This is a genomic window from Deinococcus grandis (assembly GCF_001485435.1).
Lineage (GTDB): Bacteria > Deinococcota > Deinococci > Deinococcales > Deinococcaceae > Deinococcus > Deinococcus grandis.
In genome coordinates, this window is record NZ_BCMS01000001.1 from 1269888 (window position 1) to 1281275 (window position 11388).

At 72.2% G+C, this 11388-nt stretch carries 13 protein-coding genes; 10 read left to right on the top strand and 3 right to left on the bottom strand.

Annotated features, from left to right (window positions below; all coding sequences use genetic code 11):
- The first annotated feature begins 2 nt into the window (after positions 1-2).
- Genes DEIGR_RS06370 through leuB form a run of 4 tightly spaced genes read left to right on the top strand, consistent with a single transcriptional unit; the run spans position 3 to position 3248 of the window.
- Entirely contained in the window at positions 3-1244 is a 1242-nt protein-coding gene (locus DEIGR_RS06370) for a hypothetical protein (protein WP_058976211.1), read from the top strand.
- A 1-nt stretch (position 1245) separates the two neighbouring features.
- Positions 1246-1638, top strand: coding sequence for a hypothetical protein (locus DEIGR_RS06375; RefSeq protein WP_058976212.1), 393 nt, complete (start codon positions 1246-1248; stop codon positions 1636-1638).
- Entirely contained in the window at positions 1631-2197 is a 567-nt protein-coding gene (locus tag DEIGR_RS06380) for a 3-isopropylmalate dehydratase small subunit (protein ID WP_058976213.1), read from the top strand. Before DEIGR_RS06375 ends, DEIGR_RS06380 begins: the two co-directional genes overlap by 8 nt.
- Positions 2190-3248 (top strand): 3-isopropylmalate dehydrogenase, encoded by a 1059-nt coding sequence (gene leuB / locus DEIGR_RS06385; RefSeq protein WP_058976214.1) that lies wholly within the window; start codon positions 2190-2192, stop codon positions 3246-3248. The genes DEIGR_RS06380 and leuB overlap by 8 nt, the downstream gene beginning before the upstream one ends.
- 63 nt (positions 3249-3311) lie before the next feature.
- Here the strand turns inward: leuB and DEIGR_RS20815 are convergent, their stop codons facing one another.
- Complete coding sequence (locus tag DEIGR_RS20815; protein ID WP_160329915.1) at positions 3312-3482, bottom strand: hypothetical protein; 171 nt, start codon at positions 3480-3482, stop codon at positions 3312-3314.
- 79 nt (positions 3483-3561) lie between these two features.
- On the opposite strand from DEIGR_RS20815, the gene DEIGR_RS06390 reads away from it, so the two are divergent.
- The 4 genes from DEIGR_RS06390 to DEIGR_RS06405 all read left to right on the top strand — a co-directional run bounded on the left by DEIGR_RS06390 (position 3562) and on the right by DEIGR_RS06405 (position 6864).
- The gene (locus tag DEIGR_RS06390) at positions 3562-3867 is read left to right on the top strand and encodes a hypothetical protein (protein ID WP_058976215.1); all 306 of its coding nucleotides are present in this window, start codon (positions 3562-3564) and stop codon (positions 3865-3867) included.
- A 92-nt stretch (positions 3868-3959) separates the two neighbouring features.
- Positions 3960-5309: a MocR-like pyridoxine biosynthesis transcription factor PdxR gene (gene pdxR, locus DEIGR_RS06395; RefSeq protein WP_407638332.1), complete on the top strand. Its 1350-nt coding sequence runs from the start codon at positions 3960-3962 to the stop codon at positions 5307-5309.
- Positions 5310-5366: 57 nt separating this feature from the next.
- Positions 5367-5732 (top strand): hypothetical protein, encoded by a 366-nt coding sequence (locus DEIGR_RS06400; protein WP_058976217.1) that lies wholly within the window; start codon positions 5367-5369, stop codon positions 5730-5732.
- A 103-nt stretch (positions 5733-5835) separates the two neighbouring features.
- On the top strand, positions 5836-6864 hold the full coding sequence (locus DEIGR_RS06405; protein WP_058976218.1) for a hypothetical protein: 1029 nt from the start codon (positions 5836-5838) through the stop codon (positions 6862-6864).
- A 78-nt stretch (positions 6865-6942) separates the two neighbouring features.
- Here DEIGR_RS06405 and DEIGR_RS06410 read toward each other — a convergent pair whose 3' ends face one another.
- Both DEIGR_RS06410 and trhO read right to left on the bottom strand, forming a co-directional pair.
- Positions 6943-7521 carry a DUF305 domain-containing protein gene (locus DEIGR_RS06410; RefSeq protein ID WP_083523952.1) on the bottom strand — a complete coding sequence of 193 codons (579 nt, stop codon included), beginning with the start codon at positions 7519-7521 and terminating at the stop codon, positions 6943-6945.
- A gap of 7 nt (positions 7522-7528) precedes the next feature.
- The gene (gene trhO, locus DEIGR_RS06415; protein WP_236704677.1) at positions 7529-8431 is read right to left on the bottom strand and encodes an oxygen-dependent tRNA uridine(34) hydroxylase TrhO; all 903 of its coding nucleotides are present in this window, start codon (positions 8429-8431) and stop codon (positions 7529-7531) included.
- Positions 8432-8727: 296 nt separating this feature from the next.
- Between trhO and DEIGR_RS06420 the strand changes: the two genes are divergently transcribed.
- Both DEIGR_RS06420 and DEIGR_RS06425 read left to right on the top strand, forming a co-directional pair.
- Positions 8728-10860, top strand: coding sequence for an ABC-F family ATP-binding cassette domain-containing protein (locus tag DEIGR_RS06420; RefSeq protein ID WP_236704678.1), 2133 nt, complete (start codon positions 8728-8730; stop codon positions 10858-10860).
- 21 nt (positions 10861-10881) lie between these two features.
- The gene (locus tag DEIGR_RS06425) at positions 10882-11334 is read left to right on the top strand and encodes a hypothetical protein (RefSeq protein ID WP_058976221.1); all 453 of its coding nucleotides are present in this window, start codon (positions 10882-10884) and stop codon (positions 11332-11334) included.
- Positions 11335-11388 lie beyond the last annotated feature (54 nt).

An 11388-nucleotide genomic window follows, 5' to 3' on the forward strand; every position in this document is an offset into this window, starting at 1 on the left:
CCATGGGTGAAGCCAAACGCCGCAAACAACTGGGTCTGATGCCCACCGTCCATCCCTTCGACGCGCAGCTGGCCGCCGACGGCACGCTGACGTTCACGCAGGCGCCCGACGACGCCGCGCTGCGCGGGAAGATCGAACAGGCCCTACGCCTCGCTCTGCCGTACGGCGCCGCGTGGGACAGCCAGTTCCGCACGCAGCTCGTGCTGCACGGCCGCGTGGACGGCACGCTGACCACCGCCGAGGACGTCGCCGCCCTGCCCGTCGCGCCGCACCGGCACGTCGCGGGGGAACTCACGACCGGCGGCCAGCCGCACGAGGGGGACATCCGCGTGGACGGCGGGCACGTCCGCCTGCGCGGCGTGCAGCACTCCTTCGACGGGCAGCGCTGGGAGACCTTCCCCGCGAACGCCGACCCGGGCCTCGCCCTGCGCCGCCTCCTGAATCACCCCGCCGCGCGCCTGACCGGCGAGACCGTCGCCTCGCTGACCGTCGAGCAGTACCGTGAGGGCCGCACAGACATCGACCCCGAACCACCCGCCGACCTGCTCGAAGCCATCGAGGAACTCGCCCGCGAGTACCACGGTGAAACGGACGCCGAGTGGCTGGACATCCACCGCGAACTCGCCCCGGACGCCGGGGACGGGAGCCCGGTCGCCAAGCGTGTCGTGTTCGACCTCACCCAGCCCGCGCCCCTCCAGACGCCGTTCAGCCGCGCCTTCGCGGTCCTCGGCAACATCGAGATCGTGCCGCAGGAAGGCAGCGCCGCCTACACCCTGGACGGCGAGGAGTGGGTGTCGTACGCCGACGGCGAGACCTTCGAGGGCGGCCTGCCCGCTGAACTCGCCGACATCTTCGACCTGGAGACCGTGCCCGTCACCGTGTATGCCGACGGCCGCGTCGAATGGGACGAGAACGAGATCCCCGAGGAGCACGCCGAGCGCCTGCGCACCGAATTGCGCGACACGACCGGCGCGGGCACCCCCGACGACTGGGCCAAGTGGACCCGGCAGATGCTGGAGAACGTCTACGCCGAGGAACTCGTCATCCCCGACGGCGCGGAACTGCCCGTCCCGACCGCCGTGCGCCTCGACATTCCCCTGGACGCCCTGACCGACCCGGACCCCCTCGCGCAGACCTTCATGGAATCCGAGGTGACCTTCGACGGTCAGTCGTGGCGCGACCTGTACGACGAGGAACTCCCCGAGGAACTCAGCGCCGTCGCCCATCCCGGCGGGCTGAACTGACATGGACCTGCCCGGCCTGCTCGTCACCGGAGCCGCGCTGTTCGCGCTCTGGATGGCGTGCCGGGTGCCCGGTCAGGGCCGGCGGGCGCCGCTCGCCTCCGCGTGGGGACCGCTGCTGCTCGGCGTGATCCTGGCGCGGTACACCTTCCGCGAGATGCCCCTCTGGGCGCATCTGCCCTTTCCCTACGCCCTGCTCGCCTGGGCCGCCGTCACGGCCCTGAGTCTGCTTCTGGGCCTGACCCTGATTCTGCGCGGTCACCTGCACGGCTGGCCCTGGCTGGGCTTCGGCCTCTCCGTCCTGGGCGCGGTCGCCGTGGCCCTGCTCCATAACTCACTCACGTCCGGCGACCCGATCCTGGGATCGCCCCCCACTCCCGGAGGTCACCATGCCTAAAGTGCACGTGTTTGCCCGTGATCACATCAACACCGACGAGATCATCCCCGCCCGCCACCTGACCACCGACGTGGAGAGCGAACTCGCGAAGTACGCCATGGAGGACTACGACAAGGACTTCGTGCGGCGCGTGCAGCCCGGCGACATCATCGTGGCCGGAGCGGACTTCGGGTGCGGCAGCAGCCGCGAGCACGCCGTCTGGGCGCTGCGCGGCGCGGGCGTGGCGGCCGTGATCGCCCCGAACTTCGCGCGGATCTACTACCGCAACTCCATCAACAACGGCTTCCTGGCCCTGGAATGCGACGGCATCGTGGAAGCCTTCCAGGACGGCGATCCGGCCGACCTGGACCTGACGGGCGGCACCATCACGAACACCCGCACCGGGCAGAGCCTCACGTTCGTGCCCGTCCCGCAGTTCGCGCTGGACGTGCAGAAGGCCGGAGGCTGGCTGGAGTACATGAAGGCGAACGATCAGGCGGCGCTGGAAGCCGAGACCCTGAACGCCCACTCCACTCAGGCCGGTCACGGCCACCCCGGACAGGAGGAACAGCATGCCTAAGATCGTCACCCTGCCCGGCGATGGGATCGGCCCCGAGGTCACCGCCGCCGCCGTGGCTGTCCTGCGCGAGGTCGCGCCCGACGTCACCATCGAGGAACACCTGATCGGCGGCGTGGCCTACGACACGCACGGCGACCCGTTCCCGCAGGTCACCCGCGACGCCTTAGGTGACGCCGACGCGGTCCTGCTGGGTACGGTGGGCGGCGCGCAGGACAGCGCCTGGAACCTCCTGCCCCGCCACCTGCGCCCCGAGAGCGGCCTGCTCGCGCTGCGCAAGGCGCTCGGCTGCTACGCGAACCTGCGCCCCGTGCGCGTCCAGCCCGGCCTGGAACACCTCTCGCCGCTGAAGGCAGAACTGGCGCGCGGCGTGGACATCCTGATCGTGCGTGAACTGCTCGGCGGCGTGTACTTCGACGGGGACCGCAAGATCGACGGGGACACCGCGTACAACACCATGCGCTACACCACCCCCGAGGTCGAGCGCGTGGCCCGCGTGGCCTTCTGGGCCGCCGAGCAGCGCAAGGGCCGCGTGACCAGCGTGGACAAAGCCAACGTGCTGGAGGTCAGCGAACTGTGGCGCCGCGACGTCACCGCCCTGCGCGACCGCGAGTACCGCGGCGTGCACCTGAACCACGAGTACGTGGACAGCGTCGCCATGCTGATCGTGTCCGACCCCAGCCGCTACGACGTGATCGTCACCGAGAACCTCTTCGGGGACATCCTCAGCGACCTGGCCGCCGTGATCCCCGGCAGCCTGGGCCTGATGCCCAGCGCGTCCTTAGGCGACGGCGCGGGCCTGTTCGAACCCATCCACGGCAGCGCCCCCGACATCGCCGGGAAGGGCGTCGCGAACCCCGCCGCCGCGATCATGAGCGCCGGAATGCTCCTGCGCCACGGCCTCAAACGCCCCGAGGGCGCCAACCAGATCGACCGCGCCGTCGCCCTGGCCCTGCGCGAACACCCCACCCGCGACCTGGGCGGCAGGGCCGACACGCAGACCTTCACCCGCGCCGTCCTCAGCGCGCTGGAGACCTCGCCCGCCGTCGGGTAACCACCCGGCACGAGGGGCGGCGGGTCACTCCGACAGAGGAGAGGCCCGCCGCTCCCGTTGCCTTCAGGGCCGTTCGAGGTGATCCAGGCGGTCGCGCAGGTCATCCACCTGCCGCTGAAGCTCAGCGCGTTTCCGGGCGCCACGCATCAACCACATCAGCGGCAGCGCCACCAGCAGAGCGATAAAGAGGGTGGCCAGAAGCAGCACGAGGAATTCCAGGGGACCGGGAGACATACCCCGCCATACGAGCCGGGCGTCCGGATCGTTGCCGCACCTGCTGTTCACGCCGCCCCGCGCGGCGCATGCTGGGGGCATGACCGACGCCGTGACCTTCCCCACCCCTGGCCGCATCCCGTACCCCGGCGGGTGCGTGCTGGAACCCGCCCCGTACGCGCTGGACTGGCTGCTGAAGTGGCCCGCCGACGTGACCGTGAACGGCACCCTGCACGCGGCCGTGCCCGTATTCCCTCTGCTGCGCGAGCTGCTGCGTGACCCCGCCGCGCACGGCCTGACCCCCGAGCAGGCAGAGGCGGCCCGCGACCGCTTCCTGGACACCGCCGGGCAGGCCCTGGAGGCCGAGGGTGGGCAGCGCGCCTGGCTGGAACGGGAATTCCGCTGAGCCCGGACCTGTCCGCGCCCGGCTGGCTGGACGCCCTGACCCTCCCGCCCGCGCAGCCCGGCGAGACTCGTCACGCGCAGGTCACCCGCACGCTGCGCACCGCGATCACGCGCGGCCTGCTGCCCGAAGGCACCCGCCTGCCCGGCCACCGCCGCCTCGCCGACCACCTGGGTGTAGCGCGGAACACGCTGGTGGACGCCCTGGCGCAACTGGAACTCGAAGGGTACGTGCAGGCGCAGGGCCGCAGCGGCACCCGCGTCAGCGTCCCCGCCCACGCGCCGCCCGCCCCCCCGACCGGCGCGCTGCCCCTGAGCGCCTGGGCCCAGCGTGCCCTGGCCGGACAGGTCGAGGACGCGGGCGGCGAGTACCTCGTGGACTTCCGCGTCGGCCAGCCCGTCCCGGACCTGTACCCGGAAGCCGCGTGGACACAGGCGCTGGCCCGGCGAGCCGCGCAGGCCCTGCGCGCCGGGCCGCCCGACGATCCCCTGGGACCCCTGGAGACCCGCCGCGCACTGGCCGCGCACCTGAACGCCGAGCGCGGCGCGCAGGTCACACCCGACATGATCCTCCTGACCGGCGGCACGCAGGGCGCGCTGGACGCCCTGGCCCGCGTCTTCCTGGAACCCGGACGGGTCGCAGCCGTCGAGGACCCCACGTACCCCGGCGCGCGCGCCGCGCTGGCCGCCACCGGCGCGCAGGTGCAGCCGGTCGCGGTGGACGACCGGGGCGTCCGGCCGGACCGCCTGCCCGCGCAGGCCACCCTGCTGTACGTCACACCCGGCTGTCAGTACCCCACCGGCACGGCCCTGCCCGCCGCGCGGCGACAGGCCCTGATCCACTGGACGCGCGACGCCGGGGCGTTCATCCTGGAAGACGACTACGCCGCCGACCTGTATCACGCTGCCCGGCCACCCGCTGTCATGCAGGGCGTCGCGCCGGATCGCGTGATCCTGCTCGGGTCGTTCAGCAAGAGTCTCGCGCCCGTCACCCGCAGCGGTTTCCTGGTCGCCCCGCCCGAGGTCGTGCGTGTCCTGGCCGCCACACGTCCCCTCACGGATCGCGTTCCGGGCCGCCTGGACGCCCTGGCACTCTCGGACGTGCTCTCAAGCGGCGCGTACAGCCGCCACCTGCGCCGCGCCCGCGCGACCCTCACGCACCGCCGCGACGTCCTCACGCACGAACTCGCCACGCACCTGCCCGGCTGGACACCCCACCCGGCGCCCGGCGGACTGCACCTCTACCTGCCGCTCCCACCGGCGTGGACCGAGGACCGCGCCCTGAATCGCGCAGCCAATCACGGCGTCGCCGTCGGTGCCGTGGCGCCCCTCGCGCAGGAACGGCACCCGCCCGCCGTGCTGCTCGGCTTCGCTCACCTGAACCCCGAACAGCTGCGTGGCGGCGCCGCCCGCCTGGGCCGCGCGTGGCAGGACGGCCGTCCTTGACCCGTCCGGCCGGGTGTGTGGCGCACGCCCCGCGCACTTCAGGGTAGACTCGGCGGAATGCGGTTGCTCATTGCTGCCCTGGCCCTGGTCCTGACGCTGATGTACTTCACGTTCGGCCTGAGGTTCGGCTATGTCACCCTGACTCCCACCTACATGCTGAACGCCACCGGGGAGAGCCGCTACGGCTTCAACGCCTTCGAGGACAACCAGGCGGTCGGCGTGCGCGGCCTGTGCGACGTCCGCAGGGGCAACGTCACCGTGCGCCTGCTCGACCCGGGCGGCACGCAGGTGGCCGGTCAGGTGTGCCCCAAGGGCAAGTGGGCGCTGAACGCCCTGGGCAAGGGCCGCAACGGCACGTACGAACTCGTGCTGGAGTACAAGGACTTCACCGGCATCATCGACATCAGCGAGGCGCGCGAGTAGGTACGGACTCCGGTCGAATGGGCTGCAAAGACCGTTCAATCCGGGCGAAGCGAGTACGAAACAAGCGGAACCCGCACGACACCCCGCCCCGGTACACTGCCTCATGACCACGGCGCCCACCACGCTCGGCCCGGCCACCCGCGCGGAGCGAGCCACGACCCGTCAGAACCTCGTGACCATCGTCCTGGCGTGGTGGCTGATCGCGGGCGTGTTCACGGACGGCTGGGCGCACAACCAGTTCGGGGAGACGCTGGAGACGTTCTTCACGCCCTGGCACGCCGCGTTCTACAGCGGCTTCCTGGCGGTCGCCGGGTGGTGCCTGTTCCTCGCGGCGCAGGGCTGGCGCGAGGGGCGGCGCGGCCTGAGCGCCTTCCCGGACGGGTACCACCTCGCCGCGCTGGGCGTGCCGATCTTCGCGCTGGGCGGCGTCGGCGACCTGACGTGGCACACCGTGCTGGGCATCGAGGTCGGCATCGAGGCGCTGCTGTCCCCCACGCACCTCCTGCTGTTCCTCGGCGCGATGCTGATCGCCGCCTCCCCACTGAACGCCGCGTGGCGCAACCCCGAACCCCGAGATGCGCGCCCGGCCGTCCGCTGGGTCGCCACCCTGAGTGCCACCAGCCTGCTCGCCATGACCGCGTTCATGCACATGTACCTGTGGGGCCTCCTGACCGTGCCGCAGGGAATGGGCTACGTGCAGACGCGCGGGGAACTGGGCACCATCCTCCTGACCGCCGTGATCATGGCCGCGCCGCCCCTGCTCCTGCTGCGCCGCTTCACCCTGCCGTTCGGCTCAGTCGCGGTCATGTACGGCGTCACGAACCTCGGCATGACCCTCATGATCCTCCCCGGCAACCTCCGCGTGCCCCTGCTGGCCGTCGCCACCGGCCTCCTGATCGACGTGTGGCACGCTCTCCTGCGCCCCAGCCCCGCCCGGCCCTGGCACCTGCGCGCCTTCGCGTTCCTCCTGCCCCTCAGCGTCTGGGTGCCGTACCTCGGGGACGCCGTGTGGCGCGGCCAGACCAGCCTCAGCCTCGAACTGTGGCTCGGCGTGGCCGTCATGACCGCCCTCGGCGGCGTCGCCCTGAGTGCCCTGATCTTCCCCGCACCCATCCCGGAAGAAGCGGTCTGAGGGGCCGAGGGTCGAAGAGTCCAGGGTGTAACGGCCTGAATCTTCGACCGTTCGACCCTCAGACCCTTCGACTCCCCCTCAGTGCATGCCGTGCGGCGCGGGCAGGGCCTGCGCGCCCCGTGCGTGCAGGAGGCTGTCCAGGGTGCGGATCTCGCCGGTCTGCGTGGCGGTCACCTGCCGGGCGAGGTCCGCGACGAGTGGCTGACGACTATCTGTGAGGGGCCGGGCCATGAGCAGTGCGCCCTGGTGGTGGCGGCGCATCAGGCGCAGGTACTGCGTTTCGGCCTCCCGGACGGGCAGGGTCTTCAGGGACAGGAGTTCCTCCCGCGTCGCCATGCCCATCATGCCCGCGTGCATCGCGTCGGGCGCGGTGCCGTCCGGGGCGTTCCAGCGGCGCAGCCACGCCTCCATCTGCCGGTTCTGCTCCTCCTGACCCAGCTGAATGTCCAGCGCCAGGGAACGCACCGAGCGATCCCGCGCGACCTTCAGCACGAGGATGCTCATGGTGACCGCCTGATCGTGATGCACGCGCATGTCCTGCACGAAGCGCACCTCCGGGCTGCCCGGCGCGGGCGTGACCGGGCGGGGCTGGGTCAGCAGCAGCGCGCCGCCCACCCCCAGCCCCGCCAGGACGAGAAGTGCGCCGCGCCGCCTCACGCGACCGTCACGTCCCGCACCCCTCCTGCACCTGCCGGTCGAAGTGCCGCTGCCGCTCCCGGAACGCCGCCTTCTGCTCCGGCGTGGTCCGCGCGTGGCAGTGCTCGCAACTCACGCCCTCCTCGAACAGCGCATCGGCCCGCTCGGCCTCACCCAGCGGCCAGCCGCACGAGTGACACATCACCGCCGCGCCCTCCCGCAGGCCATGCCCGACCGTCACGCGCCCGTCGAACACGAAACACTCGCCGTCCCAGCGGCTCTGCTCCTGCGGCACGTCCTCCAGGTACTGCAGAATCCCGCCCCGCAGGTGAAACACGTCCCGGTACCCGCGCTGACGCAGCAGACTCGTGCTCTTCTCACAGCGGATGCCGCCCGTGCAGAACATCGCCACGCGCTTCCCCCGCAACTCCTGGGCGTGCTTGTCCAGCCACGCCGGGAACTCCCGGAACGACTCGATCCCCGGATCCACCGCACCCCGGAACGTCCCCGCCTTCACCTCGTACCGGTTGCGCGTATCGATCACGACCACGTCCTCCGACTCGATCAGCGCGTTCCAGTCGCCCGGCTCCACGTACTGCCCGACCTCCCGCTCCGGCGCGACCGGCACGCCCAGCGTCACGATCTCCCGCTTCAGACGCACCTTGAACCGCCTGAACGGCTGCGCCGACGCGCCGGACTCCTTGTACTCCAGCCCCGCGAAGCCCTCCGCGAGCAGCGCCGCGTGCAGCGCGTCGATTCCCGCGCGGCTCCCCGCGACCGTCCCGTTGATCCCCTCGGACGCCACGATCAACGTCCCACACAGTCCCCCCGCCTCACCGAGCGCCAGCAGCCGCTCCCGCAATCCCGCCGGGTCCGCCACCGCCCGGAACTGATACAGCGCCGCCACCACGAACGGCGCGGAAGAAGGCATTTCAGGAGCAGGGTGAGGCACGACCGACATCCGACACAGGATAGCGGACGGGTGGCGGTGAACTCAGGGCTGCGAGCGCATGGAGCACAGGACAGAATGGTCAGGCAGGTGCGGACGGTGTGGGTGAACCCCTCAGTCCGCTGCGCGGCCAGCTCCCCTTGAGGAAATCCAGGCTGTCCCCTGCCTCCCCGCTGCGGGGAGGTGGCCCGGGGTCGTCCCCAGGTCAGCCCCCTCCCGTGCTGCACTGAGCCCTTCGGCGCATTCGCGTCTGTGCGTGGTCTGTTAGCCTTGCGGGCGTGTCTGTGCCGTCTACCCTGATTGCTGCGTCGAACGTGTCGGTGTTGTTCGGCGAGCGGGTGGTGCTGGACGGCGTGAGTGTGGGTGTGTCGTTGGGTGAGCGGGTGGCGTTGCTGGGTCGGAACGGGGCGGGGAAGACGACGCTGCTGCGGGTGCTGACCGGGGAGCGGGTGCCGGAGGAGGGGGAGGTCTGGCGCGCGGATGGGTTGCGGGTGGCGGTGCTGGAGCAGCATCACGCGCATCCGGCGGGGCGGAGTGTGCGGTCGCTGGTGGACGCGGCGCATCCGTACCGGGCGCTGGAGGTGAGCCTGCTGGAGCTGGAGGCGGACCTGGGTGATCCGGAGGTGCTGGCGCGCTGGTCGGCGCTGCACGCGCACCTGGAGGACGTGGAGGCGTTCCGCTGGCCGTCGCGCGTGGCGCGGGTGCTGGGGATGCTGGACCTGACGCGCTTTCTGGACCGGGATGCGAGCACGCTGTCCGGGGGGGAGCGGACGCGGCTGGCGCTGGCGCTGGCCCTGGCGCGTGAACCGGACCTGCTGGTGCTGGACGAGCCGACGAACCATCTGGATATCCGCATGCGGGAGTGGCTGGAGGGGTGGTTGCGGGCGTTCCGGGGTGGGGTGCTGCTGACCAGTCACGACCGGGAGTTTCTGGACGCGGTGGTGACGCGCAGCGTGTGGCTGGAGCACGGCGCGGCGACCGGGTATCCCGGGGGGTACTCGCGGGCGTCGGCGCAGCGGGAGCTGGAGCGGCGCACGCAGGCCCGCGCGGCGCGGCTGGGGGAGCGTGAGGCGCAGCGGCTCTCGAAGAGTGTGGAGGTGCTGGACCGCTGGGGTCGCCGCTCGCGGGCGTTGAAGACCCGCGCGGAGCGGCAGAGCGTGCCGGAGGCGCCGCTGCCGGAACGGCAGATCCGCATGCGCCTGCTGGCGGGCACGGCGCGCGCGCCGCTGGTGGCGTGGGGCGAGCACCTGAGCAAGGCGTACGGGGACCGGCCCGTGCTGACGGACGCCGCCTTCCGGCTGCGGCAGGGCGACCGGGTGGCGCTGATGGGTGCGAACGGCACGGGGAAGACCACGCTGATGCGCCTGCTGTCCGGCGAGCTGCACCCGGACCCGCCCGCGCCGGACCCGTTGACCGGGGAGGTCGGGTCGCCGCCTGCGCTGCGGGTCGCGCCGGGCGTGACGGTCGCCAGCCTGGACCAGACGTGGCACGGGCTGACGCCGGGCGAGGGCCTGCACGCGCAGTTCGAGCGGCGCTTCGGGCGGCAGGCGAATACCCTGCTGGGCCGCGCGGGCTTCGGCGCGGAGGACTGGCCCAAGACTCCGGAGGTGCTGTCGGGCGGCGAGCGGGCGCGGGCGGGGCTGGCGCTCGTCAGTGGCCTGCGGGCGGACCTGCTGCTGCTGGACGAACCCACGAACCACCTGGACGTGGAGGCGCTGCTGGCGCTGGAGGGCGCGGTGCAGGCGTACGGGGGCGCGGTGGTGATCGTCACGCACGACCGCCGCTTCGCGCGGGAGGTCGCCACGCGCCTGTGGGTGATCGAGGACGCCGCGCTGCGCGAGGTGAGTGGCTGGGGCAGCCGCGAGTACCTCGACCCGGCGGCGACCCTCCAGGGGGACCCGCCTCCACCGCCGCCGCCGCCCACGCCCCGGCAGCGCCTCGCACCGCTGGAGGCCCAGCTCTCGGCCCTGCGCGCGGAACTGGACCGCCCACCTGGCAGCCTCACCGGGCGTGAGGAGGCCCGCGTCCGCGCCCAGGCGCATGCCGTGCAGCAGGGCCTGTACGGGCTGTACGCGCAGGTGTGGAGCGCCCCGCAGTTCGACGCGGAGGTCCGCGAGCCGCCCCTGACCGTCCGCGCGCAGCGCCTGGGGGACACGGGTGGGATGTTCTGGGCCGCGCACGACGAGGGCTGCCCGCACCTCGCCTGGGATGGGCACACGCTCCGCTGGAACGGCGAGCCGCCCGCGTGGTTCGGCGCGGCGCTGCTGGGCGGCACGCTGCGCGTCCTGTTCGAACGCTGGAACGTGGGCCGGGTAGCACTCGGTGAGGGCGGGCCGGTGCTGACCCGCCGCGCGTACTTCGAGCGGCTGGGCCTCGCGCCTGGGCGGGAGGGAACGCGCCCCGCCCCGTGAGGGCACGCTATACTCGCGCGCATGGAAGACCTCATCAAGGGCCGCCTCGGCGGAGCGGACGGCTACGGCATCCGCTGCGTCATCGACGGCGACACGATCACGGGCCGCGCGGGCGGCAAGCTGCACGGCAAGGACATCAACCTCGAGATCACCGAGCGCGGCGTGCAGGGCACCGTCGGCGCCGACTCCGTGAAGATCGAGCTGGAAGACGGCGAGCTGCGCGGCAACGTCGGCGCGCAGAAACTCACGCTGCGTGGCGTGGACCGCGTGACCGGCTTCATGGGCGAACCCATCGTCGGCTGGAACGTCGTGGCGCAGCAGACCGGCGAGAAGCTCGTCGGGCAGCTGGGCAGCACCGTCCTGGGCCGCCCCTTCGAGCTGGACCTGGGCAGCGCCCCCGGCTGGGTGGGCACCCTGGTGGCCGTCGTGGCCTTCTACGCGCTGGAACCCCGCGCGAACGTCACCGTCGGCTGAGCTGACCCCGCACGGCAGCGCCGCCCCTGCAATCAGCGGGGGCGGCGTTCTTCC